We start from the raw sequence: 26,657 nt of genomic DNA on the forward strand, positions 1-26,657 counted from the left end.
TGGGCTGACTAACCGGTCGGTTGGGGCCGAGACTACCCCGCCACCTGGTTCACCACGTTGGCGAGGTCGCGACCGTCACGAAGCCGCACGCAGTTGTCGACGGCCAGCTCCAGGTAGCGGCGCATCGTGTCGGCGGTGTACCAGGTGACGTGCGGGGTGAGCACGACGTTGGGCAGGTTCAGCAGCGGATTGTTCTCGGGCACCGGTTCCACGGCGAACACGTCCAGGCCGGCGGCCGCCAACCGGCCCGACCGCAGGGCGTCGGTCAGGGCTTCCTCGTCGACGATCGGTCCGCGCGCGGTGTTCACCAGCACCGCGCCCGGCTTGAGCCGGCGCAACGCCTCACGTCCGAGCAACCCGGTGGTGGCCTCGGTCAGTGGCAGATGCAGCGACACGATGTCGCTCTCGGCGAGCAGGTCGGGCAGGCTGCGCCACCCCGGCGTGCCGTCGTCTCTGGTGCTGGTGTGCAGCACCCGGGCGCCCATGGCGACGACGATCCGCTCGACCCGTCGGGCGATGTTGCCGTAGCCGATCAGTCCGACGGTGCAGGAGCCGATGTCGCGGACGGTCTCACCGAGGGTGGGGTCCGACGGCCAGCCCGACCCGGTGCGGGTGGCGTGATCGAGGGCGGGCAGGCGGCGCAGTGCGGCGAGCATCAGCAACACCGTTCCCTCGGCGACCGACGGCGCGTTCGCGCCGGGCATGTTGGCCACCGCGATTCCGCGGGCGGAGGCGGCCGCGACGTCGATGGTGTTCACGCCCGCGCCGAGTTTGTGCACCAGCCGCAGGTGTGGCGCCCGGGCCAGGTCCGCACCCGACACCGGCCGCAGCACGTGCCACAGCACCTCGGCGTCGGACAGCTCGCGGTAGAACGTGTCGTCGTCGTCTTCGGCGCAGAAGCGCACGTCGAGCCAATCACGCTGGGCGGACAGGAAATCGGTGACCTTCTCGCCGGCCACGAAGTGGGCGAGCACCCTCACCATCGCGCGGTGATCCACTCGGCGATGGTGTCGGCCTGCTGGGTACGGGCGCCAGGTGTCGTGAAGTAGTGGTCGGTGTCGATGCTGCAGGCGGTCTTGTCGGTGCTGGCGAGCGCATCGTGGATGCGCTCGGCGTCGGAGGGGAACACGCCGGTGTCCTGCTCGGCGTTGATCACCAGTGCCGGGCAGGCGATGCGGCTGAGGTGGGGTTCGGCCCGGGTCTGAGCATGGCGCAGGCTCCACATGCCCAGCCAGTTACGCAACGTGCATGCCGATGCGATGCCGTAGGTGGACCGGTTCGCCCGTGCCGGGACCCCGGCGTAACACATGTTGGGTTGCCGGTTGGTCGGCTCCAGCGTGGCATCGACCATCCGCGGGTCGGCCCAGGTGCGCATCACCGTGAAGGGCCGGTCGGAGAAGCCGGCGGCGCGGATCCGGGCGAGCTCGGCCAGCGCCCAGTCGGTGATGGCTTCGTTGCGCGCGACCTGAGCGGCACGGTAGCGGGCGACGAAGTCGGCCGAGTACGGCGGTGCGTTGCGTTCGTCGAACAGATCCAGGTCGGGATCTGTTGCAACCGCGTCGTTCTCGTCGGTGACCGAGGCGTCCATCCACGCCGTGAGCACGTCGGGCCTGCCGGGATGCGCGGCCGTGGCGACATAGCCGTCCGCTGGCGGCAGGTCGTCGAGCCCGGCCGCGGGGCGCATACCTTCCAGCGGGGTGACGTGGTGTGCGACAGCGTGCGCCTGATAGGCGGCCATCAGCGATCCGCCGCCCGAATTGCCCAGCAGGACAATGGTGTCGACGCCCTGCTCTTCACGCAGCCAGCGCACCCCGACACCGATGTCGACCAGCGCGTGATCGAGCAGGAAGCTGCTTTCGAATCCGCGGAAACGGGTGTTCCACCCGAGGAAGCCGAACCCGCGGTCGGCCAGGTACTCGGCGAGATAGTGCTCGGAGAAGTCGATCTGGTAATGCGTCGCGATCATCGCCACGGTGGGACGGTGTCCCTCGGGGCGGTAGTAGAGCCCCTGGCAGGGATGTCCACCCGACCCGGCTCGGTGCGCCGTCGTCGAGTCCAGCCCGACGAATTCGCGGGTGACAGCCGTGGATGTGGTCATGGTCCTCCCGACTCCCGATGGTAGATCGTCCGGTAGAAGATTTCGGCGAGTGTCGTGATGCAGGCGTCGTCGTCGACGCTGGCCTCGTCACGGTTGCCGGACAGTTGGGAATAACAGAACTGGTTGAACATCGACACCAGTGCCACGGCGATCAACTGGGGGTCACTGCCCGTGCAGTAGCCCTGTCCCTGAACCTGTTTGACCAGTGACGCGATCAATTCGGTGGGAAATGCGCAGATCTCGCTCCAGTACTCGGCGAAGTCGGGGCTGATCATCGCCATCTGGGACACGCTGATGATCTCTGCGAGCCGGTTGCGGTAGGTGTGCCAGTGCGCCGCCGCGGCCTGGCGGGAGCGTTCCCGGTTGCTCAGCCCGGGTGCCGCCGCGGCCCGCGCGCGTTCGCGGGCTTCGTCGCGAAAGCGCAGTGCCCACTCGCGGACCATCGCTTCCTTGGAGTCGTAGTAGTTGTAGAACGACGCCGTGGAGCGGCCGGCCTCGCCGGCGATGTCGGCGACCGTGGCCGCCAGGATGCCCTTGCGGGCGATGACCCTGCGCGCAGCGTCGTCGATCGCCGCCTGGGTCTGGCGGCCGCGCGCTGTCGGCAACGGAGACCGCGCCACCGTGCCCATGTATCTAGCGCTCCTCGTTGATCGGCAACTGAATCTGATGTTAGATTCAGTTTTCCGCGGTGGCTACCCCGCGGGGACCCGGGACGGGGAGGCGACGGCGTGATCAAGCCGCACAACACCAACACCGAATTCGACCTCGGCGGCATCAACCACGTCGCGCTGGTGTGCTCGGACATGCAGAAGACGGTGGACTTCTACAGCAACGTGCTGGGCATGCCGCTGATCAAGTCCCTCGACCTGCCCGGCGGCATGGGGCAGCACTTCTTCTTCGACGCCGGCAACGGTGACTGCGTGGCGTTCTTCTGGTTCGCCGACGCCCCCGACCGCGTGCCCGGTATCTCCTCACCGGAGGCCATCCCCGGCATCGGCGACATCGTCAGCGCCGTGAGCACGATGAACCACCTGGCCTTCCATGTCCCGGCCGAGAAGTTCGACGAGTACCGGCAGCGGCTCAAGGCCAAGGGAGTCCGGGTCGGCCCGATCCTCAACCACGACGAAAGTCCCGCCCAGGTCTCACCGACCGTCCATCCGGGGGTGTACGTGCGGTCTTTCTACTTCCTGGACCCGGACGGCATCACCCTCGAGTTCGCGTGCTGGACCAAGCAGTTCGGCGACGCCGACACCACCACCGAGCCGAAGACCGCCGCCGATCGCCGGGCGCCGACGCGCGCCTAAGCGTCGCGGTAGAGTGCCGGGTCGCCGAGCCGGTCGATCAGCATGCCGAGTTGGTCGGCGAGCTGCTCGGGCGTGAAATCGAGGTCACCGGCCAACCACGCGCTCAGGGTCTGAGCCACGCCGCCGACGACGAAGTGACTGGCCGCCTTGATCCGCTCGTTGGCGGTCACGTGTAGCGCCGCCTCGGCATGCTGCCCGGACAGCAGCGCGAACAGCGCGCCGGACTCCGCACGCTTGCGCACCACCACCGGGTTGGCCAGGCGATCGCTGAACAGCAGCCGGCCCACCCGCGCGTCGTCGGAGATGGTGCGCACCAGGTTGGTCATGCCGGCCCGGCTCTGCTCGCGAGCCGGTGCCGCGGCCACCGCGGCCTGCGTGGTGGCCGCGATGTCAGCGACCACCCAGTCGAACACCGCGCTGACGAAGGCGTCCTTGTCGGTGAAGTTCTCGTAGAAGTAGCGCGCCGCCAGACCGGACTGCGCACAGATCGCGCGCACCGTGAGGTCGCCGGGGGTCGGCGCGGCGCCGAGCAGGTCCAGGCCCGCAGTCAACAACCGGCGTCTGCGCTCGGCGATGCGCTGGCCGGCCTCGATTCCCCGGTACGGACGAATCTGGGCCATCACCCCATATTGACACCCGCCGCGCGGGGGGAGCAATATCAGGAAACGCGTGTTCGCACATTTGGTGACGGCACCGCCGAGAGGAGTGTGTCCAGTGACGGTGAGCGAGCCTGTTCGACAGGTCGATTCCCCTGCCGGCAGCCCCGAGGCCGCCGCCCGCGGAGGACGGGGCGGAGCCGACGACGGCATGCTCGGGCTGGGCCTGCTGGCCGGACCGGCGAATGTGATCATGCAGCTGGCGCGTCCCGGGGTCGGTTACGGAGTGCTGGAGAGCCGCGTCGAAAGCGGCCGCATCGACCGGCATCCGATCAAGCGCGCCCGCACCACCTTCACCTATCTCGCGGTGTCCACCAGCGGAACGGCTGAGCAGAAGGCCGCCTTCCGGCGCGCGGTCAACGGGGCGCACGCGCAGGTGTTCTCCACCGACGAAAGCCCGGTGAAGTACCACGCCTTCGACAAGGACCTGCAGTTGTGGGTGGGCGCGTGCCTGTACAAGGGCGTCGTCGACGTGCACCGGATCTTCGGCGGAGAACCTGACGAGGACACCGCCGACCGGCTGTACCTGCAGGGGCGCGCGCTGGCCACGATGTTGCAGGTGCCCGAGTCGATGTGGCCCGCCGATCGCGCCGCGTTCGACCGCTACTGGCAGAAGTCCCTCGACGAGGTCCACATCGACGACACCGTCCGGGAGTTCCTCCATCCGATCGCACTCTCGCGTCTTCAGGGGCTCACCCTGCCCGGCCCGCTCCGGCGTCATACCGAAGGGCTGGCCCTGCTCATCACCACCGGATTCCTGCCGCAGCGTTTCCGCGACGAGATGCGGCTGAGCTGGGGGCCCGAGCAGCAACGCCGGTTCGACCGGCTGATGACGGTGCTGCGTACGGTGAACCGGATCTCGCCGCGAGTCGTGCGGGAATTCCCGTTCAACGTGCTGCTCAAGGACCTGGACTGGCGCATCCGCACGGGCCGTCCGCTGGTGTGACACCGCACCGCGCCGGTGATCTGGTTCACCGTGCGGTGCTACCCGGTGAGTCTCGACAGTGAGCTTATGCAATGCTAACTTCAGCAAAAGTTAGCTTAGCCATACATAAGTACGCGACGAGGGAGACTGCGGGCCCGGGGGACTGTCAGCCGGCACCGCGAATCACACACGCATGGACATTGGAAGTGACACCGTCGCGACGGTCGCCGGTCACCCGCACCGGATAGACCGCGACGTCATCAGCCGGTTCGCGACCTGCTGTCGCGCGCTCGGGTTGTCGGTGCACGACCGGCAGCGACCGGCGGATCTGGCCGCTGCCCGATCCGGGTTCGGCGCGCTGACCCGCGTCGCCGCCGACCAGTGCGACGCATGGACCGGCCTGGCCGCCGCCGGAGACGTGACACCGCAGGTGGTCGAGCAGATCTGGCAAACATCGGCCACCGCGGGCGCGCTGCAGCGTCAGATCGAGCTGGCGCCCGGCGCGCTCGGCTTCGGCTACGACACCGGTCTCTACCTGCGTTTCCGTGCCACCGCCCCGGCGGACTTCTCCCTTGCCTATGCGGTGTCCCTTTGCGAGGCAGCAGATTTCGGGACTGCTGAGCGCCTGGTCGGTGAGCTGCTGGAACACCGGCCCGGGTGGCTGCAGGCCCGCTGGGTGCGCGCGGCGATCCACTACCGGGCCGAGCGTTGGTCCGACGTGGTGCGGATGCTGACGCCGATGGTCGGTGACCGGTCCCTCGACGACGCGAGCGCTCACGCCGCCCGGGTGACCCTCGGCATCGCGCTGGCACGGCTGGGCATGTTCGCACCCGCGCTTTCGCACCTCGAACAACCCGACGGCCCACTGACCGTCGCCGCGACCGACGGTGCGCTGGCCAAGGCGCTGGCCCTGCGCGCCCAGGGCGAGGACGACGACGCACGCGAGCTGCTGCAGGAGCTCTACGCCGCGAATCCCGAGAACGCGCAGATCGAAGAGGCCCTGTCCGACGCCACATTCGGGTTCGCGACCACCACGGCGGCGCGCATCGAGGCGCGCACCGATCCGTGGGATCCCGGCACCGAGCCCGGGGAATCGGACTTCGTCGACCCCGGGGCCAAGGACCGCAAGGCGCACCTGCTGGTGGAGGCCGAGGCCGAGCTCGCCGAGTTCATCGGCCTCGAGGAGGTCAAATACCAGGTCGCCCGGCTGAAAAGCTCGGTGGCGATGGCGATCCGGCGCCAGGAGCGGGGGCTGGCCGTCGCCCAGCGCACCAATCACCTGGTGTTCGCCGGGCCGCCCGGAACGGGCAAGACCACCATCGCGCGGGTGGTCGCCAAGATCTATTGCGGACTGGGCCTGTTGAAGAAGGAGACCGTCCGCGAGGTGCACCGCGCCGATCTGATCGGCCAGCACATCGGTGAGACGGAGGCCAAGACCAACGCCATCATCGACAGCGCGCTCGACGGTGTGCTGTTCCTCGACGAGGCCTACGCGCTCGTGTCCACCGGGGCCAAGAACGACTTCGGACTCGTCGCCATCGACACGCTGCTCGCGCGGATGGAGAACGACCGTGACCGTCTGGTCGTCATCGTCGCCGGCTACCGCAAAGACCTCGACACCTTCCTCGACACCAACGAGGGTCTGCGCTCCCGCTTCACCCGCAGCATCGACTTCCCGTCCTACTCGTCTAAGGAGCTCGCCGAAATCGCCACTCGCATGGCCGAGAAGCGGGACTCGCGCTTCGACCAGGCCGCCCGCGCCGACATGGAACGGCTCTTCGCCCACCTCGCGGAGTCCTCCACCCCCGACGCCGCGGGCGTGCAGCGACGCAGCCTCGACATCGCCGGCAACGGGCGTTTCGTGCGTAACCTCGTCGAGCGTTCCGAGGAGGAGCGCGAGTATCGCCTCGACCACACGCCGCGCACCGACGACGCCGGGGACTTCACCGACGACGAGCTGATGACCATCACCGCCGCCGACGTCGCCAACTCGGCGGCACCGCTGCTGCGCGGGCTCGGTCTGTCGGTGCCCGACCAACAGCCGGGCCGGTCGTGACCGCGCCCGACGGGGACCGGCGTTCGTTCAGCTCGCGGACACCGGCCAACGAGAACCCCGACCGCGTCAGCTACCGCCGCGGGTTCGTGACCCGGCATCAGGTGACCGGGTGGCGATTCGTCATGCGCCGCATCGCCTCCGGTGTCGCGCTGCACGACACGAGAATGCTGGTCGACCCGCTCCGCACCCAGTCGCGGGCCGTGCTCGTCGGCGCGCTGGTTCTCGTCACCGGCATCGTCGGCTGCTTCCTGTTCTCGCTGATCCGGCCCTCGGGGTCGGCGGGCGACGACGCGATCCTCGCCGACCGGGACACCGCAGCGCTGTACGTGCGTCTCGGCGAACAGCTGCACCCGGTCCTGAACCTGGCCTCCGCGCGGCTCATCACCGGCCGGCCGGACAACCCGGCGCTGGTGAAGAGCAGCGAGCTCGACCAGTTCCCCCGCGGCAACATGCTCGGCATCCCCGGTGCCCCGGAACGCATGGTGGCCAACCAGACCCGCGACGCCTTCTGGACGGTCTGCGACGCGGCGACCGGATCCCAGGCCGGGGTCACGGTCATCGCCGGGCCGCCCGCCACCGACGGCGAGCGCGCCGGCGCCCTGCCCGCCGATCAGGCCGTGCTGGCCGAGAACGGCGACATCACGTGGCTGCTGTGGAACGGTCGCCGCAGCGCGGTCGACCTCGCCGACCGTGCCGTGGTCGACGGCCTCGGCATCGGCGCCGAGATCGCCGGGCGAGGGCCACAGCCGATCGCCGACGGCCTGTTCAACGCGATACCCGAAGGGCCGGCGCTGGTCTCACCGCTGATCCCGGGAGCCGGCACACCCGCACAGGTGCCGCTGCCGGTCGATGCGCCGGTCGGGACGGTCCTGGTGGCCTACGAGGCGGACAACACGTTGCGCCATTACGTGGTGCTGCCCGACGGTCTGCAGCCCATCCCGGTGGTGCTGGCCTCGATCCTGCGCAACACCAACTCTTACGGTTTCGCCGCGCCCCCGCGGATCGGTGCCGACGAGGTGGCGCGGGTCCCGGTCGCCGACGGCATCGACACCTCGGTGTATCCGGCGCAGCCGCTCGACCTCGTCGACCCCACCGCCGACCCCGTCACCTGCGTCGTCTGGGCGAAACCGGAGGGTGCGCAGGAGAACTCGTTGACCTTGCTGTCCGGCTCCACGCTTCCCGCCCCGGCCGGACTGCATACCGTCGATCTGGTGAGTTCGGGCGGCCCGGGTGGACCGGCCACCCGCGTAGCCCTGACCCCGGGCACCGGATACTTCGTCGACAGTCGCGGATCGCTGTTCTGGGTCAGCGACACCGGCGTGCGCTACGGCATCGACACCGGCCAGAGCGGCTCCGGTGAAGCCGGATTCGACTCCGTCGAGGCGCTCGGCTTGACCTCGGCTCCGCTGCCGATCCCGTGGTCGGTGCTGTCCCAGTTCGCCGCCGGTCCGACGCTGTCACGCGCCGACGCGCTCCTGGCGCACGACACGCTGGCTCCCGCCGCGGCGCCGGCCCGGTTGGAGAACCTCACGAGTATGGAAAACCCATGAGCAGGCTGATCTTCGAGCACCGCAAGCGGATCCAGCCGCCGGCGACCCGTCAAGGCACCATCACCATCGAGCCGCCGCCGGAGCTGCCCCGGGTGGTGCCGCCGTCACTGCTGCGCCGCGTCCTGCCGTACCTGATCGTCATCCTGATCGTCGGGATGATCGTCGCACTGGTCGCCACCGGTCTGAGGTTGATCTCGCCGACAACCCTGTTCTTCCCGTTCGTGCTGCTCCTGGCCGCGACCGCGCTGTACCGGGGCTCGGACAACAAGCTCCGCACCGAAGAGGTCGATGCCGAACGCGCCGACTACCTGCGCTACCTGTCGGTGATCCGCGACAACGTCCGCGCCCACGCCGACGAACAACGCGCCGGCCTGGAGTGGTCACATCCGGACCCGGTGGCACTGGCCGGTGTGCCGGGCACCCGCCGGCAGTGGGAGCGCGACCCCCGCGACCGCGACTTCCTGGTGCTGCGCGCCGGCCTGCACGACCAGGCCCTCGACGCGGCACTGCGGGTCAAGGACACCGCCGAGGAGATCGACCTGGAACCGGTGTCGCACACGACGTTGCGCGGCCTGCTCGACACCCAGCGGACCCTGCATGACGCTCCGGCCGGTATCGACCTGACCAAGGTCGCGCGGATCACCGTGGTGGGCGACGCCGACGAGGTCGATGGTGCTGTGCGCGCCTGGCTGGCCCAGGCGATGACCTGGCACGACCCCTCGGTGCTCGGAATCGGCTACGCAGGGCCGACATTGGACGACGACGACTGGTCGTGGCTGAAGTGGTTGCCCCATGTCGATGTGCCCGGCCAGGTCGACGGGGTCGGTCCCGCGCGTTATCTGACGGCCGACGCCACTGCGCTGCGCCGGCTGCTGGCCCCCGCCCTCGCCGATCGGGGACCGTTCACCGGTGACGGCAGCGAAAACGTCAAGCACCTGCTGCTCGTGCTCGACGACCCCGACGCCGACCCCGACGAGCTGACCGGGGGAGTCGATCCCGCCGGCGTCACGGTCATCCATCGGACCGTCGCCGAACCGCACCGCGAGCAGTACCCGGATCCCGAGCGGCCCATCCTGCGGATCTCCGACGGCCGGATCCAGCGGTGGCAGACCGGCGGCTGGGCCCCCTACATCGACACTGCCGACCGGCTCGACGCGGCCGACGCGGGGCACCTCGCCCGCCGGCTCTCGCGCTGGGATTCCAATCCCAGCCACGGCCGCTCGGCCGCCACCGGTGGAGCGGCCTTCACCACGTTGCTCGGCATCCCGGACGCCTCGGCGCTGGACGTGGCCGCGCTGTGGGCCCCCCGCAACCGCGACGACGAGCTGCGGGTGCCGATCGGCGTCACCGCCACCGGCGAACCGCTGTACTTCGACCTCAAGGACGAAGCCGAGGGCGGAATGGGTCCCCACGGGTTGATGATCGGGATGACCGGCTCGGGCAAGTCCCAGACCCTGATGGCGATCCTGCTGTCGTTGCTGACCACCCACCCGGCCGACCGGCTCATCGTCATCTACGCCGACTTCAAGGGTGAGGCCGGGGCGGACATCTTCCGCAACTTCCCGCAGGTCGTCGCCGTCATCTCCAACATGGCCGAGAAGCGTTCGCTGGCAGACCGGTTCGCCGACACCCTGCGCGGCGAGGTCGCCCGGCGCGAGCAGCTGCTCAAAGAGGCCGGCCGCCGGGTGCAGGGCAGCGCGTTCAACTCGGTCACCGAATACGAGAACGCCGTGGCCGAGGGACACGACCTGCCACCCATCCCGACGCTGTTCGTGGTGGCCGACGAGTTCACCCTCATGCTCGCCGATCATCCCGAGTACGCCGACCTGTTCGACTATGTCGCCCGCAAGGGCCGCTCGTTCCGCATCCACCTGCTCTTCGCGTCCCAGACGCTCGACGTGGGCCGGATCAAGGACATCGACAAGAACACGTCCTACCGGATCGGTCTGAAAGTGGCCAGCCCCAGCGTGTCCCGGCAGATCATCGGGGTGGAGGACGCGTACCACATCGAGTCGGGCCGGGAGCACAAAGGCGTGGGGTTCCTCGTCCCGGCGCCGGGCGCACTGCCGGTCAAGTTCCGCAGCACCTACGTCGACGGCATCTACGAGCCGCCACGCGTGGACCGGTCGATCGTCGTGCACGCCATCCCCAAGCCGCAGGCGTTCCCCGCCGGCTGGGTGGACCCGGAACCGGACACCGTCATCGTCGACGACGGCGCCGACGTCGAGGTGCTGCCGCCGCGCAAGCTGATCGCCACCATCGGCGACCAGCTGGCCCACTACGGACCGCGCGCACCGCAATTGTGGCTGCCGCCACTGGACGAGCCGATCGCGCTCGACGACGTACTGACCCGCTCGGGAATCGCGGCCGGGCAGTGGCGTTGGCCGCTCGGCGAGATCGACCGCCCCTTCGACATGCGGCGCGACACACTGGTTTTCGATGCCACCTCGGCCTCGTCGAACCTGGTGATCCACGGTGGCCCGAAGTCGGGCAAGTCCACCGCCCTGCAGACGTTCGTGCTCTCCGCGGCTGCCCTGCACGCGCCGGGTGACGTGACGTTCTACTGTCTGGACTACGGCGGCGGGCAGCTGCGGGCTCTGGACGGCCTCGCACACGTCGGTGGGGTGGCCTCCCCGCTGGAGTCGGAGAAGATCCGCCGCACCTTCGGCGAACTCGACCAGTTGCTGCGCGCCCGCCAGCAGGCCGGCGGGGCCAACGGCGGCGACTACCGCGACGGCTACGGCGAGGTGTTCCTGCTCATCGACAACCTGTACGCGTTCAGCCGGGACAACACCGACACGTTCAACACCCGTAACCCACTGCTGGCCAAGGTGACCGAGCTGGTGAACACCGGCATGGCCTACGGCATCCACGTCGTGATCACGACCCCGAACTGGCTCGAGGTGCCGCTGGGGATGCGCGACGGGCTCGGGCTGCGCCTGGAACTGCGGCTGCACGACCCCCGCGACAGCAACGTGCGGGTCACCGGAGCGCTGCGCCGCCCCGCCGAGGCGGTGCCGGTCGACCAGCCCGGCCGCGGCCTGACCATGGCGGCGGAGCATTTCCTGTTCGCCCGCCCCTCCCTGGAATCGATTCCCGCGCTCAACGCCCGGCACCCCGACCGCAGCGCGCCGCCGGTGCGGCTGCTGCCGACCAACCTGTCACCCGATCGGCTGGGCCCGCTGTACCCGGCAGCGGAGCGGGTGGTCATCGGGCAGCGCGAGACCGACCTGGCGCCGGTCGGCGTCGACTTCACCGACAACCCGCTGATGATGGTGTTCGGCGACGCCAAGACCGGTAAGACGACGCTGCTGCGGCACCTGATCCGGACCATCCGGGAGAACTCGCGCCCGGACCAGGTGGCGTTCACGGTGCTCGACCGCCGGCTGCACCTGGTCGACGAGCCGCTGTTCCCGGACAACGAGTACACCCCGAACATCGACCGGATCCTGCCGGCGATGCTGGGCCTGTCCGCGCTGATCGAGCAGCGCCGCCCACCCGCCGGCCTGAGCCCGCAGGAGCTCAGCCGCTGGGACTACCGCACCGTGGCCCGCGACAGCCACACCCACTACCTGATCATCGACGACGTCGACCAGATCCCCGACGGCCCCGCCACCAGCGGCCCGTTCGCGGGACAGCGTCCGTGGACCCCGCTGCTCGGATTGCTCTCGCAGGCTTCCGATCTGGGGTTGCGGGTGATCGTCACCGCCCGGGCGGCAGGCTCGGCGCATGCGGTGATGACGGCACCGCTGCTGCGTCGGCTCAACGACCTGCAGGCGACCCTGCTGATGCTGTCGGGTAACCCGCAGGACAGCGGCAAGATCCGCGGGCACCGGTTCAGCCGGCTGCCGGTCGGGCGGGGCATGCTGCTCGACGCCACCGACACCCCGAGCTTCGTTCAACTCGTCAACCCGTTGGCTGAAGCCGCCATCGCCCACCGCGGCGGAGAGGAGAACCACCGATGACCCTGCGTGTCGTCCCCGAAGGGCTCACCGCCGCCAGCGCGGCGGTGGAGGCACTCACCGCGCGCATGGCCGCCGCCCAGGCCGCCGCCGCGCCGGTCGTCGGCGCCGTCGTTCCGCCGGCGGTCGACCCGGTGTCCCTGCAGACCGCCGCGGCGTTCAGCGCCGCTGCGGCCGAACACCAGACGGTGGCGGCCCAGGGCGTCGAAGAACTCGGCCGCTCCGGTGTCGGGGTCGGCGAGTCCGCCGCCAGCTACGCCAGCGGTGACGCGATGGGCGCCACCGCCTACCTGATCGCCCGAGGCTGAGCGGTATGACGGCCCCCGTCTGGATGGCGTTGCCACCCGAGGTGCACTCGGCGTCGCTGAGCAGCGGCCCCGGTCCGGGGCCTCTGCTGGCAGCCGCAGGCACGTGGCACTCGCTGAGCGCCGAATATGCGACCGCAGCAGCCGAACTGACCGCCATCCTGGCCGACGTGCAGGCCGGAGCGTGGGAGGGGCCCAGCGCCGAACAGTACGTCGCGGCGCACGCCCCCTACCTGGCTTGGCTGACTCAGCAGAGCGCCGTCAGCACGGCGACCGCGGCGCAGCACGAGACCGCGGCCGCGGCCTACTCGAGCGCGCTGGCGGCGATGCCCACCCTGCCGGAGCTCGCCCTCAACCACACCACCCACGCGGTGCTGGTGGCCACCAACTTCCTTGGCATCAACACCATCCCGATCGCGCTCAACGAAGCCGACTACGTGCGGATGTGGATCCAGGCCGCCACCACCATGGGTACCTACCAGGCGGTCTCGGGCGCGGCCGTCGCCGCGACTCCGACGTCCACCCCGGCGCCGTTCATCCTGATGCCGGGGGTCGGCGAAGCCGGGCGCGCCGCCGCGGACACGATGGCCGCCGCCGCTCAGCTGCAGGCGGCCGAAGCAGGCAGCTCCTTCGATCTCGGCGACATCATCGCCGACCTGATCCGGTTCTACGGCGAGATCCTGCGGTTCCTGTTCGAGCCCATCATCGACTTCCTGCGCAACCCGATCGGCAACACGATCCAGCTGATCACCGACTTCCTCACCAACCCGGCGCAGGCACTGATCACGTGGGGGCCGTTCCTGTTCGCGGTGGCCTACCAGGCGGTTTCCTGGATCGGCGCCTCGATCCTGTACCCGTCGCTGCTGCTGGCCCCGCTGGTGGGCGCGGCGCTGGGCATCGTGCTGGGGATCGGCGCCTACCTGCTCGACCGGCTGCCCGAACAGCCTCCGGCCGAGGAACCCGTTGAGGAGACCGCGCCGGCCGCCCAAGGGCAGTCACCGACGCGCAGCGACCAGGGCCTGCCGGCCGCCCCGCTCTCGACGCCCGCGCCGGGAAGCGCTGCGCCCGCGGTCAACACCGTCTCCGCCGGATCGGCCCCCGGCGCGGCGGCACCGGCCTCGGCCGCAGCCCCCCTGGCGCCGTATGCGGTGGTGGGCCGCGACCCCGACGGCGGACTGTCACCCACCGTCCGTGACTCCACCGGGGCGAAGGCTCCTTCGGCGACGATCCCCGCAGCCGCATCGGGCATCGCCGCCTCGGCCGCCGAACGACGTCGACGGCGCCGCAGGCAGAAAGAAGACATCAAAGGGCGCGGCTACGCCGACGCCGTCATGGACTACGAGGACGAACCGGACGCCGACCCGACCGCGCCAGAGCCGGGTGTGAGCGCCTCGGCCCGCGGGGCCGGACCGATGGGGTTCTCCGGCACCGTCAGCACAGGCACCGAGCAGGCGGGCGGTTTGACCACGCTGGCCGGAGACTCGTTCGGCGGCGGGCCCAAGAGTCCGATGCTGCCGGGCAGCTGGGACCCCGACACCCCCACAGACGCAGACGACAACCACCACAGAGAGGAAAACCCATGAGCCTTCTCGATGCTCATATCCCGCAGCTGGTCGCCTCGGAGAGCGCGTTCGGCGCCAAGGCAGCCCTGATGCGCAGCACCATCGCCCAGGCGGAACAGGCCGCGCAGTCCGCGCAGGCGTTCCACATGGGCGAGTCGTCAGCGGCCTTCCAGGCCGCCCATGCGCGCTTCGTCGAGGTCTCGGCGAAGATCAACGCGCTGCTCGACCTCGCGCAGGCCAACGTCGGTGACGCTGCCGCCTCCTACGTCGCCGAGGACGCCGCCGCCGCCAGCACCTACACCGGCATCTGATCCGGTCCCAACCCGACCATCTACTAAGGACTTTCGATGTCACAGATCATGTACAACTACCCGGCGATGCTCTCGCACGCCGGTGAGATGTCCAGCTACGCGGGCGCGTTGCACGCTGTCGGCGCCGAGGTGGCCGCCGAGCAGGCCGCGCTGCGGGGTGCCTGGCAGGGTGACACCGGCATGACATATCAGGCCTGGCAGGCGCAATGGAACACCGCGCTCGAGGAGCTGGTCCGCGCCTACCGGGCGATGGCCGGCACCCACGAGATGAACACCACGTCGATGGCCGCCCGTGACCAGGCCGAAGGCGCCAAGTGGGGCTGATCGGCTTCCGTGCGAGCTAATGCTGTCGAGCTGACCGCGGAGTCGGCCTGGTTCCTCGCCGAGAAGCTCGGCGCCGGGACGTTTCCGTGGGTGCTGGCCATCACCCCGCCCTACGGCGACGAGGCGCAGCGGGCGCACTTCGAGCGCGACCGTATCTCGGAGCTCACCCGGCTGGGCGTGATGAACGCCGACGGGTACGTCGATCCTTCAGTCGCGCAATGGATCCGGTTGGTGTGCCGGCCCGCGCGGTGGCTCGAGCTCCGATTCGTCGCCGGCCGCGGCGAGATGTTGCGCGGCTTCGTGGCCCGCGGCGGGGCGGGCACGGTGGTCGCGTTGCGCAGCGCAGCACTGGTCACGTTCACGGCGATGGAGATCGACCACCCCGAGGCGCTGGTGCCGGTGCTGACGGTCGGACTGTCCGATCAGCGGCCCGCGCGTTTCGAGGAGTTCTCGTTGCCTGCGCACACCGGCGCCAAGGCCGACGAGCGGATCCGCAACGGCGCCTCGGTGCACGACATGCTCGACTACCTCGGTATACCCGCGTCCGCGCGTCCCGTGGTGGTGGCCGCGTTCGACGGGGACCGCAGCTACGTCGAGATCGTGGCCGGCCAGCACCGCGACGGTCACCGCGTCACCACCGACGTCGGCGTCAGCGTCGTCGACACCACGGTCGGCCGGGTGCTGGTCAGCCCGACCAGAGCATTCGACGGCCAGTGGGTGTCCACCTTCGCCGCCGGCCACCCCGCCGCGGTCGCCGCCGCCGTGGAACGCCTGAACGCCGAATTGCCCGACGGCCCCTGGTTTCCCCGCCGCGGTGGCACCCGAGACTTCGACGTCCCCATCCGTGAAAGAGAAGAGCAATGTCAAACCCGGTCGTAGACGGAACCAACGGCTCGACGCTGTCGACCGCGTCGCCCGAGAGCATGAGGATGCCGATCGTGCGGATCGCGGTGTTCGGCAGTGGCCGGATCACCGAGGTCGCTCTGCCCGCCGACCTGCCGCTGCGCGAGATCATCCCGGCGGTGCAGCGCCTCGTGTCGCCGAACGACGACACCACCGACACGGTGGCCCAGCAACTGAGCCTGGCCCCGATCGGCGGCGCCCCGTTCAGCCGCGACGCGACGCTGAACACGGTCGGTGTGGTCGACGGCGACCTCCTTGCGCTGCAGCCGGTTCCACCCGGCCCGTCCGCACCTCGGCTGGTCGAGGACATCGCCGACGCCGCGATGATCTTCTCGGCGGCGCGGGAACGGCCGTGGGGGGTGGACCACATCAGGCGTGCCGCGGCGCTGGCGGTCATCGCGCTGATCGTCGTCGCCACGGGTGTCTCGATCGTGCACCGGGTCGTCACCGGAACGGCCTACGGTGTGTTCGCCGTCAGCGCGGTCGCGGTGGTCGCGGTGCTCGGCACGTTGTTGAGCAGAACCGGCTCACCGCGGTTGGCGACCGCCCTGTCCGTGGCCGCGCTGCCCCCGATCGCCGCTGCGTTCGCGCTGGCGGTGCCGGGTGACTTCGGCGCCGCGCAGGTGTTGCTCGCCGCCGCCGGGGTGGCGGCGTGGTCGGTCATCAGCATCACCGTGGGACAACGCGCCATCGCCGTGTTCACCGCCGCCGCCGCGACGGCGCTGACGGTGGCCGCGGCGGCCGCGGCGGTATCGCTGTGGACGCTGTCGCCGGTGGCCGTGGGGTGCGGGCTGATCCTGATCGCGCTGGTGATCACCGTGCAGGCCGCGCAACTGTCCGCGATGTGCGCCCGGCTGCCGGTCCCCGTCATCCCCGCTCCCGGAGACCCCACGCCGTCGGCGCTGCCGCTGCGGGTGCTCGAAGACCTGCCCCGCCGCATCCGGGTCGGTGACTCCCACCAGACAGGGTTCATCGCCGCCGGCGTGCTGCTGGCCGTGACGGGTTCGCTGGCGGTGCTGTGGCCGGCCGTCACCGGAGAGGGCGCGGTGTCACCGTGGGCGTGGTACCTCGTGGTGGCCAGCGCCGGGGCCGCCGCACTGCGGGCCCGGGTATGGGACTCTGCGCCGTGCAAGGCGTGGCTGCTCGGCCACCCCTACCTGATCACCACCGCGCTGGTGGTGGGGTTCACCGCCGCCGGGGAGTACACCGCGATGTGGTGGTCGCTGGCGGTCCTGGTGGACCTGGCGGTGGCCTGGGTGGTGGTCGCGCTGAACCCCGGTATCGCCGAACCGGCAACCTATTCGCTGCCGATGCGCCGTCTGCTCGGTTTCCTCGCGTCCGCTCTCGACGCCTCGGTGATCCCGGTGATGGCCTACCTGGTGGGGCTGTTCACCTGGGCGCTCAACGGGTTCTGAGCGATGAACGCCCTCTCAGCACCCACCCGGGTAGGCGTGGTTGCGGCCGCCTTGGCGCTGCTCGCGGTCGGCGGCGTACCCGCCGGGGCGGTTGCGCCGCCGCAGGTCGACCCGCAGGCCACCCCGCCGGCGGGTAGCGCGGGCCCGGTCGAACCGATGGCCCAGCGCAGTGACTGCACAGCCACCGGCGTGCTGCCCGGTACCGACCCCGGTGCGGTCACCGCGAGTCAGGCGTCGTTGGGCCTGCCCGAGGCGTGGCAACACAGCCGCGGTGACGGACAGCTGGTCGCGGTCCTCGACACCGGCGTCACCCCCGGGCCGCGGCTGCCCGTCGTCGAGGCGGGTGGTGACTTCGTCGCCGACACCGACGGCCTGACCGACTGCGACGGGCACGGCACCCTCGTCGCGGGCCTGATCGCGGGCCGGCCCGGTCCCGACGGATTCGCGGGTGTCGCGCCCGGCGCGCGCCTGCTGTCCATCCGGCAGAGCTCGGCGCACTACGCGCCGCGGAGTCTCGGCGACGATCCCGCGCTCGCGCAGGCGGTGGTGGCGGTCGACACGCTGGCGCGCGCGGTGGTGCGCGCCGCGGACCAGGGGGCACGGGTCATCACCATCTCGGTCGCGACGTGTATCCCGGCCGGCGCCGACGTCGATCAGAGCGCGCTGGGTGCCGCGCTGCGCTACGCCGCCGTCGACAAGGACGCGGTGATCGTGGCAGCCGCCGGTGACACCTCACGCGGAATGTCCACTGGCGCAGCGTGTGACAGCAATCCGCTCGGCGACGCCGCGCGGCCGGGCGACCCCCGGAACTGGGACAGCGTCACGACGCTGTCGGTGCCGTCGTGGTGGCAGCCCTACGTGCTCTCGGTGGGCGCCGTGGGACCGGGCGGACAGGCCACGCCGTTCACGATGGCCGGACCCTGGGTTGGGGTCGCGGCACCCGGTGAGGGCATCACCTCGGTCAGCAACGCCGAAGGCGGCGGGCTGGCCAACGGTATGCCGGACAATCAGAAGGGGCTGGCGCCGATCAGCGGCACGGGCTACGCCGCCGCGTACGCCTCCGGTGTCGCGGCGTTGGTGCGCAGCCGATTTCCCGATCTGAGCGCCCGGCAGGTCATCGACCGGATCACGGCCACCGCGCACGGGGCCGCCCGCGCCCCGTCCAATCTGGTCGGAGCGGGCAGCATCGATCCTGTCGCAGCGCTGACCTGGAATGTGCCCGCCGCTGCGGACACCGATCCCGCGGCAGTCCGGGAGATCGCGGCGCCGCTACCACCGCCACCGCCCGACCCCACCCCACGAATCATCGCCTTCACCGGAGCGGGCGTGCTCGCGCTGCTGGTGATCGTCACCGTCGTGATGAACAGAAAACGGAAGGACACGACGCCATGATCGTCCGGCTCAGTCTTGCGCTGCTGGTGGGGATCCCCGCCGCGATGGCCTACCCGTGGGATTCGGTCGGTGACCGCTGGCTCCTCGGGATCGCGGTCGGAGTCGTCATCATCGTGTTCGCCTGGTGGCGAGGGAATTTCGCGACGACGCTGATCGCGCGCCGCGTCGCGATGTGGCGCCGCCGCGGTGGACGCGCCGAGGGCACCCATCATTCCTCGGAGTACACCACGGTGACCCTCGAGGTCGCCGAGCGCGAGCACCAGCATCTGCCGATCGACCTGATCGCCGGCTACCTCGATCGGTACGGCCTGCGCTTCGACAAGGTCCGCGTCACCGCGCGCGACCGCGACGGCGTGCGCATCACCTGGGTGGGGCTGACCCTCGGCGCCGCAGACAACGTCGCCGCGTTGTCGGCGCGCTCATCGCGAATCCCGCTGCAGGACACGGCCGAGGTCGCCGCGCGCAGACTCGCCGACCATCTACGGGAGTCGGGATTCGAGGTCAGCACCGCCGACACCGTCCAACCCGTCACCGCCGCACAGGCGAAAGAGACGTGGCGCGCCATCGCCGACGAGCGGGGACATTTAGCGGCCTATCGGATCACCGTCGACGAGGCGCTGACCGACACGCTGCAGGCCGTCTGGTCGCTCGGGGCGGCCGAGACGTGGACGGTCCTGGAGTTCAGCGGCAGCAGAGCCGATCCCGCGCTCGTGGCGGCGTGCGTCCTGCGCACCACCGATCAGCCGGCCGCACAAGCGCCGATGAGCGGACTGACCGCGGAGAACGGGCTGCACGGCGTCGTGATCGCAGCGTTGTCGCCGGCCTCCGATCGCAGTCTGCCCGGCCGCCCGGTCAGGGTCTCGGCGCACACCCTCTCGACGCTGGGCTGGCCGGCGGGCGCCCAGCTCAGTCGAACATGAACTCGGCGAGGAATCGCGTCATCCGGCGCAGGTAGTCCGGCTGGCTCACATGCAGCACGTGGTTGCCGGGGAACCAGTGGAACGCGCAGTGATCCCAGTGTTTCCAGAGCATCTCGGCCTGCTCGGGCGGTGCGAGCCGGTCACCCAGACCGGCGATGATCAGCCGCCGGTCCTTGGCGGGTATCGGGCGGTAGTTCAGCGGTGAGGAGTACATCGTCGCCGCGTCGACCAGCGCTGAGTCGGTGCCGGCGAGCCGGTCGCGCAACGCGACCACCTTGTCAACAGGTCGTGCTGGACCGGTTGCTGGACTGGATGATGGTATGCACGCTGCGCGAATGGTTCGACCGGCCCGGTGGTCACCCGCCGGCGTGGTGGGCCGCCCAGCGCGATTCTGTCGTCGGCCGCGCACTGCAGTTGCTGCACGCCGAGCCGGCGGCCCCGTGGACCGTCGCCACGCTGGCCGACCGCGTCGGGGTGTCGCGCGCGACGCTGGCCAAGCGGTTCACGACGCTGGTCGGTGAGCCGCCGCTGACCTATCTGACCCGCTGGCGGATGACGTTGGCGGCTGATCTGCTCGTCGAGCAGCCCAGTTCGACCGTCGCCGACGTCGCCGCAGCGGTCGGATACTCCGACCCGTTCGGGTTCAGCGCCGCGTTCAAACGGGTTCGCCGGGTCAACCCGAGCGAGTTCCGCCGGTCGTCGGCGGCGTCGGACGATCGTGGCCGGGACGCGGCGGCGTCGGACGGTCGCCGAGGGTGAACCCTCTGCGAAAAATCGGCTCGGGATTCGCAGAGGATTCACGTTCGTTGACGGATCGCTGCGGGTGACGGTGGGCGACCGGGCCGTTCGTCGACGGTGGCCGGGACTCGGTGGCGGCGGACCGTCGCCGAGGGTGAACCTTCTGCGAAAAATCGGCCTGGGATTCGCAGAGGATTCACGTTCGGCGGATGGTGACCGGGGGAGTATGGAGCGCGACGCTGCGCGACGGCGGTGGCCGGGCAACGGCGCGCCGGCAACGGTGGCTGCGCGCGCCGGCAACGGTGGCCGGGCGACGGCGCGACGGTGCGCGCGACGGCGACGGCCGGCCGCTAGGGGTGGTAGGCGACCCCCACGGCGCGGAACACGAATTCCGGTGGTGCGTCGAACGCCAGCGAGGTGCGGGGCAGTCGATCGATGACGTCGCTGGGGATGTCGGTCTTGTAGTGCATCGACAGCTCGCCGGACCAATGTTCGTCGATCTCGGCGACGTCCACGTCGAGCGTCAGGCCGGAGGTCGACAGCTCGGCCTTGACCGCGCCGGCCTGCGGCTCGTCCCAGCGCAGGTCGATGGTGCGGCCGGCCAGCTTCGGCACCGACGACAGCGTGCCCAGTACCCGTTCCTCGGTGAGCACGAGAGCGCCGGCGTAGCTGGCGATGCTGCCCGACGAGCGAAGGCCGGGCACCGCACCGTGAAAGCGGCGCGTGACCGGGACATATTCGTCGAAGAACAGGATCCCTTCGGGTTCGAGTTCGGCCCGTAACGCGCCGGGAAGCCTGCCGATGCGGAGCAGCCTGCGGAGGATGACGGCCATGGGTGCACGGTAGCTCAGCCGGCTGAGTGGTAGTGATGGTCAGATGACGGTGAACCGGCGTCTGCTGGGCGCGACCGCACTGGCGGCCGTCGGCGTCCATCTGCTGATGTGGGTCGGGTTCACCTGGCAGTGGGGCTGGTTGGCCGACGTGGATGCCTGGGCGCTGCAGCCCACCGCGCGCTTCGGGCAGGCGCATCCGGGCTGGGTGACGGGCTGGGACGTGTTCTGCACCGCCCTGGGTCCGTTCGCGTTCCGGTTCGCCACGTTGGTCGTGATCGTCGTCGCGTTCGTGCGGCGCCGGGTCAGGGTCGCGGTGTTTCTGATCGTCGCTGTGGAGTTGAGCGGGGTGGTCACCGAGATCGCCAAAGCGCTGGCCGAGCGCCCGCGGCCGGACACCGCGTTCGTCGATGCGTACGGGTTGTCGTTCCCCTCCGGCCACGCGTTGGGGGTGACGGCCGCGGTGCTCGCGCTGTACGTGGTGGCGAGTCCTCTGCTGGGACCGCGGTGGCGGCCCTGGACCCTCGGCGCCGGGGTGGTGCTCATCGTCGTCATGGGCATCGGCCGGGTGGTGCTCAACGTGCACCACCCCTCAGACGTCCTGGCGGGCTGGGCGCTGGGCTATGCGTACTTCGCGGCGTGCCTGCTGGCGGTGCCGCCGTACCGTCCGCGCGTCACGGAAGTGGACGAAACACCGGCAGTGTCCGGTACTGCGCCGTGAAGCTCGCTTCGGTGACCTCGGTGCCGACCTCCCCGTCGAGCGCCAGCACGGTGGGTCCGTCCACCGAGCGGAACGCGAACTGCGGCACCCGCAGTTCGTGATAGAGCGGGCTGCGTTCCAGCCGGCCCAGTGCCAGCCCTGCCAGGATGCGCAGCCGGGACAGCGGGCGCCCGGTTTCCAGGATCCGCACGTCGATGAGCCCGTCGTCCATGCGGGTCCGCCGCGACGGCGCGAAACCTGATGGCAGGTACGTGGAGTTGCCCAGGAAGAACAGCGACGTCCGCAGCGTCTTGTTGTCGTAGGAGATGCGCACGGACTCGTCGCGGCGCAGCGTGTGGAACATCGCGTAGAGACCGGCCAGCGGCTTGCCGATCTTGTGTTCGAGCTTCTCCCGGGTCTGCACGAACCGTGGGTAGGCGCCGATGCTCGCGGTGTTGATCACCATCTGCTGCTCGTTGAGACACACCAGGTCGACGTAGGAGGCCTGGCCTTCGCGGATCGCGGCGATGGTCTTCGCGATGGTGTCACAACCGATGTCCTTGGCGAAATGGTTGAACGTGCCGGCCGGGAACACCGCCAACGGCACGCCCTCGCTGATCGCCACCTTCGCGGCGGCGGCCACCGTGCCGTCGCCGCCGGCCACCGCCAGCACCGCGCATCGGCGCCCGGCCTCGCGCAGTGCGTCGGCGAAATCGTCGTCCGCGCCCAACTCCACGATCTCGGTGCCGGGCAGCGCGTCACGCACTTCGTCGATCACCCGCGCGCCCGTCCCGCTGCCTGAGGCCGGGTTGACGACCAGCGTGACGCCGGCGCCGTCCGGCCGGGCCCGGGTCTCGAACCGCAGCGGATCGGCGGCGGGCACGCTGGTCGGGACAACGGGCGGCACGATCCGGGCGCCGAGAACCGCGATGCCCGCGCCGATGCCGAAGCCGGCGAGCACGTCACCCGGGTAGTGCGCGCCCACCGCGACCCGGGACATGCCGACGAGTCCGGCGAGCATCGCCAATCCCAGGCCGACCGGCGGAGTCTCCAGACCGACGCCGACGGCGAATGCGGCGGCGCTGGCCGAATGGCCCGACGGCAGCGAGTACGACGTCGGCAGTTTGCGGATCTGCCTGGTCAGCGGGACCAGGATCGGGCTGGGCCGCTCACGACGCCACACCCGCTTGGCGACTTGGTTGGTGACGAGGCTGGTCACCCCCAGCGTGGCCAGCCCCCGTACGGCGCCGCGCTTCAGCGACGGGCTGCCGAATGCACCCAGGCCCGCGGCGATGGCGAACCACAACTTCGAGTGGTCGGCGGCCCTGGTCAGCCGGGGCATCACCGAGTCGATCAGCGGACTGGGTGACTCGGCGACCGCCTCGAACACCTCGCGGTCCAAGCTGCCCAGCCCGCGGGTGATCTGACGGATTCCGCGCCCACGTCGGCGCATCGGAAGAAAGTCCACACCGCTCAAGTTATCCGGCGGCCCCGTGAGGTAAACGCGACCGGATCGTGTCCGTCCCTTGACACGGCGGGCGGGCGCAGGCGGCGATGATGAAGTGATGCGCCGACTGCCGACCCTGCTGTGCGCGGCGGCGGTCGCTCTGCTGGCTTTCGGGCCGACCGCCGCACCGGCCGCAGCGCAGTTCACGCCGTGGTTCGCCCAACAGGTGGGCGCGGCCACGCAGGTGCTGTCGGTGACCGCCGGCGGCGGCTCGGACGCCAAGCTGGACGTCTGGCAGCGCACAGCGGCGGGGTGGCAACCCGTCGACGGCGGCGTCGGTGTCCCGGCGAAGATCGGCGCAAAGGGCATGTCCCCGAACCACTTCGAGGGCTCGATGATGACGCCGCAGGGGGTGTACTCCTTGGACTTCGCGTTCGGCACCCAGCCCGACCCCGGCAGCGGACTGCCGTACGTCGAGGTCGGCCCCCGCCACTGGTGGGACGGCGATTCCAACAGCCCGACCTACAACACCATGCAGGTGTGCGAGCCGGAAGCGTGTGCCTTCGCGACCTCGGGGACCGGTACCGAGAACCTCGACATCCCGCAGTATGCGCACGCCGTCGTGATGGGCGTCAACAAGCAACGCGTGCCCGGCAAGGGCAGCGCCTTCTTCGTGCACAGCACCGATGGCGGAGCCACCGCCGGGTGCGTCGCGATCGACGACGCCACCCTCGTCAAGATCATGCGCTGGCTGCGGCCCGGCGCGATGATCGCGCTCAGTCCTGCGGCAGGTTCAGCGCGCGTCCCGGTTTGACCTTGAAGTTCAACGCTTCCAACGACATCGACGCGTCGTAGGTGCGGTCGTAGCCTGTCTCGCAGATCTTCCAGCCGTCGGCGGTGCGGCGGTAGCGGTCGTGGTAGAAGCCCGCCCCGATGAGCATGAAGTTGAACGCCGGCGCGATCACCCGGTCCTGCAGGTACCAGGTCGCGGTGGCTTCGTCGCCGTCCAGACTGATCTCGGGGTGGTTCACGCGATGCTCGGTGAGCACCTCCGCGCCGCCCAGCGAGTTGCGCATGAAGCCCACCAGTTCGTCGCGCGTGGTGAAGTGGTGCTCCTCGCCGATGGACTCGCCGTAGCGACCGATGACGTCCTCGGTCAGGGTGTCGGCGAACTCGTCCCAGTTCTTGGTGTCGAGCGCTCGGAGGTAGCGATACTTGACCTGCTTGATCTCGTCGATGTCGGGCATGGCCGCAATTGCAGCACACCGGCGGGCGCGAACCTAGGCTCACCTCCGAACTCGGCTGACGCAGCCGTCAGACAATCCGTGGCAGTCCCGGCCCCTGGGGTGTCAGCACCGGGTGAGCGCCGCGGCCCGCTATCGTGGCGGGGATCATGAGCGATCCGTTGGGGATGTCCATCGGGACGACCAACGTCGTCGCGGTGGGCATCGGACATCAACCCGTGCTCAGGCGGGCCGCGCTGACGCGTTCCGGCACGGTCCTGACCGGTTTCGTCGAGCGCGTCGGCGATCCGGTCCCGCTGGTTGCCGCTGACGGCACCAGCTACCCGGCAGAGCAACTGCTCGTCGCGGTCCTCGACGAGGCGGCCGCCGCGGCGATGCCCACGCCGCCGTCGGGGGTGGCGATCGCCACCCCGTCGTACTGGAACCCCTCGGCGACGGCTGCGCTCGCGTCGGCCTTGGCGGGTAGCCGGTTGACGGCCGCGACAGGTGCCGTTCCGCGGCTGGTCCCCGACGCCGTCGCGGCGCTGACCGCGCTCAACGCCAACCCCGGCTTCGACCGGTCGGGTGTGGTGGCAGTGCTGGACTTCGGCGGCGGCGGCACGAGCATCACGCTCGCCGACGGCGCGTCGGCGTTCGCGATGATCGGCGGCACCGAACGCTACGCCGAGTTCGCCGGCGACCAGGTCGATCAGGCCCTGCTCGCATATGTCCTCGACCGTCTCGGCGGCGACCACGGCGCCGATCCCGCCCAGACCGCCGCGGTCGGCTCGCTGGCGCGGCTGCGGGAGGAGTGCCGCGCGGCCAAGGAGAGGTTGTCGTCCGACACCGCCACCACGCTGCCCGTCGACCTGCCCGACCTGCAGACCGAGATGCGGCTGACCCGCGCCGAACTCGAGGAGCTCATCGCCCGTCCGCTGGCAGGCGTGAGTGCTGCGCTGGAGAACACGCTGACCGCCAACGGCGTCGGCTGGAGCAACCTGTCCTCGGTGGTGCTCGTCGGCGGTGGTGCGAGCATTCCCCTGATCACCCAGCAGATCTCCGAACGCTCGCGGGTTCCGGTGGTCAAGACACCGCAACCGGCCCTCGACGCGGCGGTCGGCGCGGCGATGATCGCCGCCTACGGGCGTTCGGCGGAGACCGCCACCTGGGTCGCCCCCGCCCCGCCGGTCGCTGCGCCGCCGGTCGACGAGGCTGCCTCGTCGACGATGCGCGCTCTCGCCTGGTCGCAGGCCGACGACGGGGACGACGACGTCGTGCCCTACGCCGGTGAGGACCCCTACCAGGCGCCCAACCCGTACGGCTCGCTGCAGACCGGTTCGCCCGACGACACCGAACAGCCCGAACCCGCCGACGACGTCGCACCGTGGCAACGGGTGCCCCTGCCGGTGGCAGGCCTGCTGGCGGTGATCGCGCTCGTGGTCGTCGGTGGGTTGGCGATCGCCCTGACCAGTTTCGACTCCCCGGACCGGCCTCAGCCGAAGCCGGGGACGAACCCGCTGAGCAGCGCGCTGACGCCGTCCGGGCAGGTCACGGTCACCGACGCGCCGCCGCCACCGGACGAGCCGGTGCCCGCGCAGCCGCCGCCGAGCCCGGCTTTCACGCCGACGACCCAGCCCACGCGCACGTCCACGACGACACCCACCACCACCACGACGACCACGACCACGACCACGACGACCACCACCACGACCACGACGACGACCACCACGACCACCACGACGACGACTACGCCGCCGACGACCACGACGCCGCCCACCACCACGACACCACCGACGACGGCGCCGACCACCACCCGCACCCCGGCCCCGACGACCGCACCGCCGACCACGGTCGACGAGCCCGACCCGCCGGAACCGGATCCGATCACCACGACGAATCTGGAGGTGCCGTTCGTTCCGGTGCCCATCCCGATCCCGGTGCCTGCGGGACCCTGACGCCGACGAGCGATCCCCCGAGAAAGAACTAGGGAATTCCCCGATTCCCCCCGCAGGCCGACCCACTTAAAGTTTGAGCGT

The 26,657-nt window shown here is 70.4% G+C and carries 24 protein-coding genes and 1 pseudogene; 17 read left to right on the forward strand and 8 right to left on the reverse strand.

What is annotated here, in order from left to right:
* Positions 1-32: 32 nt before the first annotated feature.
* Genes J3476_RS02555 through J3476_RS02565 form a run of 3 tightly spaced genes read right to left on the reverse strand, consistent with a single transcriptional unit; the run spans position 33 to position 2,727 of the window.
* Positions 33-983, reverse strand: a complete 951-nt coding sequence (locus tag J3476_RS02555; protein ID WP_207065024.1) for a 2-hydroxyacid dehydrogenase — start codon at positions 981-983, stop codon at positions 33-35.
* Positions 977-2,098: an alpha/beta hydrolase gene (locus J3476_RS02560; RefSeq protein ID WP_207064986.1), complete on the reverse strand. Its 1,122-nt coding sequence runs from the start codon at positions 2,096-2,098 to the stop codon at positions 977-979. The genes J3476_RS02555 and J3476_RS02560 overlap by 7 nt, the downstream gene beginning before the upstream one ends.
* Complete coding sequence (locus tag J3476_RS02565) at positions 2,095-2,727, reverse strand: TetR/AcrR family transcriptional regulator (RefSeq protein WP_207064987.1); 633 nt, start codon at positions 2,725-2,727, stop codon at positions 2,095-2,097. Before J3476_RS02565 ends, J3476_RS02560 begins: the two co-directional genes overlap by 4 nt.
* 99 nt (positions 2,728-2,826) lie before the next feature.
* Here J3476_RS02565 and J3476_RS02570 point away from each other — a divergent pair, with 99 nt between their 5' ends.
* Positions 2,827-3,402, forward strand: coding sequence for a VOC family protein (locus J3476_RS02570; protein ID WP_207064988.1), 576 nt, complete (start codon positions 2,827-2,829; stop codon positions 3,400-3,402).
* Here J3476_RS02570 and J3476_RS02575 read toward each other — a convergent pair.
* Positions 3,399-4,022, reverse strand: a complete 624-nt coding sequence (locus J3476_RS02575; RefSeq protein ID WP_207064989.1) for a TetR/AcrR family transcriptional regulator — start codon at positions 4,020-4,022, stop codon at positions 3,399-3,401. The genes J3476_RS02570 and J3476_RS02575 overlap by 4 nt on opposite strands.
* Positions 4,023-4,116: 94 nt before the next feature.
* Here J3476_RS02575 and J3476_RS02580 point away from each other — a divergent pair, with 94 nt between their 5' ends.
* The 12 genes from J3476_RS02580 to eccE all read left to right on the forward strand — a co-directional run bounded on the left by J3476_RS02580 (position 4,117) and on the right by eccE (position 19,683).
* On the forward strand, positions 4,117-5,004 hold the full coding sequence (locus J3476_RS02580) for an oxygenase MpaB family protein (RefSeq protein ID WP_373889013.1): 888 nt from the start codon (positions 4,117-4,119) through the stop codon (positions 5,002-5,004).
* 172 nt (positions 5,005-5,176) lie between these two features.
* Positions 5,177-7,039 (forward strand): type VII secretion AAA-ATPase EccA, encoded by a 1,863-nt coding sequence (gene eccA, locus J3476_RS02585; RefSeq protein ID WP_207064990.1) that lies wholly within the window; start codon positions 5,177-5,179, stop codon positions 7,037-7,039.
* On the forward strand, positions 7,036-8,589 hold the full coding sequence (gene eccB, locus J3476_RS02590) for a type VII secretion protein EccB (RefSeq protein WP_207064991.1): 1,554 nt from the start codon (positions 7,036-7,038) through the stop codon (positions 8,587-8,589). Before eccA ends, eccB begins: the two co-directional genes overlap by 4 nt.
* Positions 8,586-12,554, forward strand: coding sequence for a type VII secretion protein EccCa (gene eccCa, locus J3476_RS02595; protein WP_207064992.1), 3,969 nt, complete (start codon positions 8,586-8,588; stop codon positions 12,552-12,554). The genes eccB and eccCa overlap by 4 nt, the downstream gene beginning before the upstream one ends.
* The gene (locus J3476_RS02600; RefSeq protein ID WP_207064993.1) at positions 12,551-12,859 is read left to right on the forward strand and encodes a PE family protein; all 309 of its coding nucleotides are present in this window, start codon (positions 12,551-12,553) and stop codon (positions 12,857-12,859) included. Before eccCa ends, J3476_RS02600 begins: the two co-directional genes overlap by 4 nt.
* 5 nt (positions 12,860-12,864) lie before the next feature.
* Positions 12,865-14,439 (forward strand): PPE family protein, encoded by a 1,575-nt coding sequence (locus J3476_RS02605; RefSeq protein ID WP_207064994.1) that lies wholly within the window; start codon positions 12,865-12,867, stop codon positions 14,437-14,439.
* Positions 14,436-14,729, forward strand: coding sequence for a type VII secretion system protein EsxG (gene esxG / locus J3476_RS02610; RefSeq protein WP_163672732.1), 294 nt, complete (start codon positions 14,436-14,438; stop codon positions 14,727-14,729). Before J3476_RS02605 ends, esxG begins: the two co-directional genes overlap by 4 nt.
* A 36-nt stretch (positions 14,730-14,765) precedes the next feature.
* A complete protein-coding gene (locus tag J3476_RS02615) occupies positions 14,766-15,053 on the forward strand; it encodes a WXG100 family type VII secretion target (RefSeq protein ID WP_207064995.1) in 288 nt (95 codons plus the stop codon).
* Positions 15,054-15,062: 9 nt separating this feature from the next.
* Positions 15,063-15,932, forward strand: coding sequence for an ESX secretion-associated protein EspG (locus tag J3476_RS02620; protein ID WP_207064996.1), 870 nt, complete (start codon positions 15,063-15,065; stop codon positions 15,930-15,932).
* Positions 15,933-15,982: 50 nt separating this feature from the next.
* The gene (gene eccD, locus J3476_RS02625; RefSeq protein WP_207065026.1) at positions 15,983-17,371 is read left to right on the forward strand and encodes a type VII secretion integral membrane protein EccD; all 1,389 of its coding nucleotides are present in this window, start codon (positions 15,983-15,985) and stop codon (positions 17,369-17,371) included.
* Between the two features lie 3 nt (positions 17,372-17,374).
* Positions 17,375-18,763, forward strand: a complete 1,389-nt coding sequence (mycP, locus tag J3476_RS02630; protein ID WP_207064997.1) for a type VII secretion-associated serine protease mycosin — start codon at positions 17,375-17,377, stop codon at positions 18,761-18,763.
* Positions 18,760-19,683 carry a type VII secretion protein EccE gene (gene eccE, locus J3476_RS02635; protein ID WP_207064998.1) on the forward strand — a complete coding sequence of 308 codons (924 nt, stop codon included), beginning with the start codon at positions 18,760-18,762 and terminating at the stop codon, positions 19,681-19,683. Before mycP ends, eccE begins: the two co-directional genes overlap by 4 nt.
* Here the strand turns inward: eccE and J3476_RS02640 are convergent.
* A pseudogene (locus J3476_RS02640) lies at positions 19,670-19,969 on the reverse strand (alpha/beta fold hydrolase); the annotation flags it as partial. The gene eccE and the pseudogene J3476_RS02640 overlap by 14 nt on opposite strands.
* A gap of 2 nt (positions 19,970-19,971) precedes the next feature.
* Here J3476_RS02640 and J3476_RS02645 point away from each other — a divergent pair.
* A complete protein-coding gene (locus J3476_RS02645) occupies positions 19,972-20,442 on the forward strand; it encodes a helix-turn-helix transcriptional regulator (RefSeq protein WP_286182525.1) in 471 nt (156 codons plus the stop codon).
* A 329-nt stretch (positions 20,443-20,771) separates the two neighbouring features.
* Here the strand turns inward: J3476_RS02645 and J3476_RS02650 are convergent, their stop codons facing one another.
* Positions 20,772-21,254, reverse strand: a complete 483-nt coding sequence (locus tag J3476_RS02650) for a hypothetical protein (RefSeq protein WP_207064999.1) — start codon at positions 21,252-21,254, stop codon at positions 20,772-20,774.
* A gap of 43 nt (positions 21,255-21,297) precedes the next feature.
* On the opposite strand from J3476_RS02650, the gene J3476_RS02655 reads away from it, so the two are divergent.
* Positions 21,298-21,972, forward strand: coding sequence for a phosphatase PAP2 family protein (locus J3476_RS02655; protein WP_207065000.1), 675 nt, complete (start codon positions 21,298-21,300; stop codon positions 21,970-21,972).
* Here J3476_RS02655 and J3476_RS02660 read toward each other — a convergent pair.
* Complete coding sequence (locus J3476_RS02660; protein ID WP_207065001.1) at positions 21,926-23,419, reverse strand: bifunctional phosphatase PAP2/diacylglycerol kinase family protein; 1,494 nt, start codon at positions 23,417-23,419, stop codon at positions 21,926-21,928. The genes J3476_RS02655 and J3476_RS02660 overlap by 47 nt on opposite strands.
* Before the next feature lie 97 nt (positions 23,420-23,516).
* Between J3476_RS02660 and J3476_RS02665 the strand changes: the two genes are divergently transcribed.
* Complete coding sequence (locus tag J3476_RS02665) at positions 23,517-24,212, forward strand: L,D-transpeptidase (protein ID WP_207065002.1); 696 nt, start codon at positions 23,517-23,519, stop codon at positions 24,210-24,212.
* Here the strand turns inward: J3476_RS02665 and J3476_RS02670 are convergent.
* On the reverse strand, positions 24,175-24,645 hold the full coding sequence (locus J3476_RS02670; RefSeq protein ID WP_152515134.1) for a nuclear transport factor 2 family protein: 471 nt from the start codon (positions 24,643-24,645) through the stop codon (positions 24,175-24,177). The two genes, J3476_RS02665 and J3476_RS02670, sit on opposite strands and share 38 nt — an antisense overlap.
* A 146-nt stretch (positions 24,646-24,791) precedes the next feature.
* Between J3476_RS02670 and J3476_RS02675 the strand changes: the two genes are divergently transcribed.
* Positions 24,792-26,576: an Hsp70 family protein gene (locus tag J3476_RS02675; RefSeq protein ID WP_207065003.1), complete on the forward strand. Its 1,785-nt coding sequence runs from the start codon at positions 24,792-24,794 to the stop codon at positions 26,574-26,576.
* Positions 26,577-26,657 lie beyond the last annotated feature (81 nt).

Origin of the sequence: Mycobacterium sp. PO1 (genome assembly GCF_017312405.1) — a bacterium.
Classification (GTDB): domain Bacteria; phylum Actinomycetota; class Actinomycetes; order Mycobacteriales; family Mycobacteriaceae; genus Mycobacterium.

Bases quoted from the DNA above. Each gene is read 5' to 3' on its own strand.
- eccCa (WP_207064992.1), top strand. From the start codon at position 8,586: ATGAGCAGGCTGATCTTCGAGCACCGCAAGCGGATCCAGCCGCCGGCG.
- eccE (WP_207064998.1), top strand. From the start codon at position 18,760: ATGATCGTCCGGCTCAGTCTTGCGCTGCTGGTGGGGATCCCCGCCGCG.
- J3476_RS02575 (WP_207064989.1), bottom strand. From the start codon at position 4,022: ATGGCCCAGATTCGTCCGTACCGGGGAATCGAGGCCGGCCAGCGCATC.
- J3476_RS02600 (WP_207064993.1), top strand. From the start codon at position 12,551: ATGACCCTGCGTGTCGTCCCCGAAGGGCTCACCGCCGCCAGCGCGGCG.
- J3476_RS02555 (WP_207065024.1), bottom strand. From the start codon at position 983: ATGGTGAGGGTGCTCGCCCACTTCGTGGCCGGCGAGAAGGTCACCGAT.
- eccA (WP_207064990.1), top strand. From the start codon at position 5,177: ATGGACATTGGAAGTGACACCGTCGCGACGGTCGCCGGTCACCCGCAC.
- J3476_RS02655 (WP_207065000.1), top strand. From the start codon at position 21,298: ATGACGGTGAACCGGCGTCTGCTGGGCGCGACCGCACTGGCGGCCGTC.
- J3476_RS02565 (WP_207064987.1), bottom strand. From the start codon at position 2,727: ATGGGCACGGTGGCGCGGTCTCCGTTGCCGACAGCGCGCGGCCGCCAG.
- J3476_RS02560 (WP_207064986.1), bottom strand. From the start codon at position 2,098: ATGACCACATCCACGGCTGTCACCCGCGAATTCGTCGGGCTGGACTCG.
- esxG (WP_163672732.1), top strand. From the start codon at position 14,436: ATGAGCCTTCTCGATGCTCATATCCCGCAGCTGGTCGCCTCGGAGAGC.
- eccD (WP_207065026.1), top strand. From the start codon at position 15,983: ATGCCGATCGTGCGGATCGCGGTGTTCGGCAGTGGCCGGATCACCGAG.
- J3476_RS02615 (WP_207064995.1), top strand. From the start codon at position 14,766: ATGTCACAGATCATGTACAACTACCCGGCGATGCTCTCGCACGCCGGT.
- J3476_RS02670 (WP_152515134.1), bottom strand. From the start codon at position 24,645: ATGCCCGACATCGACGAGATCAAGCAGGTCAAGTATCGCTACCTCCGA.
- J3476_RS02675 (WP_207065003.1), top strand. From the start codon at position 24,792: ATGAGCGATCCGTTGGGGATGTCCATCGGGACGACCAACGTCGTCGCG.
- J3476_RS02605 (WP_207064994.1), top strand. From the start codon at position 12,865: ATGACGGCCCCCGTCTGGATGGCGTTGCCACCCGAGGTGCACTCGGCG.
- mycP (WP_207064997.1), top strand. From the start codon at position 17,375: ATGAACGCCCTCTCAGCACCCACCCGGGTAGGCGTGGTTGCGGCCGCC.
- J3476_RS02650 (WP_207064999.1), bottom strand. From the start codon at position 21,254: ATGGCCGTCATCCTCCGCAGGCTGCTCCGCATCGGCAGGCTTCCCGGC.
- J3476_RS02665 (WP_207065002.1), top strand. From the start codon at position 23,517: ATGCGCCGACTGCCGACCCTGCTGTGCGCGGCGGCGGTCGCTCTGCTG.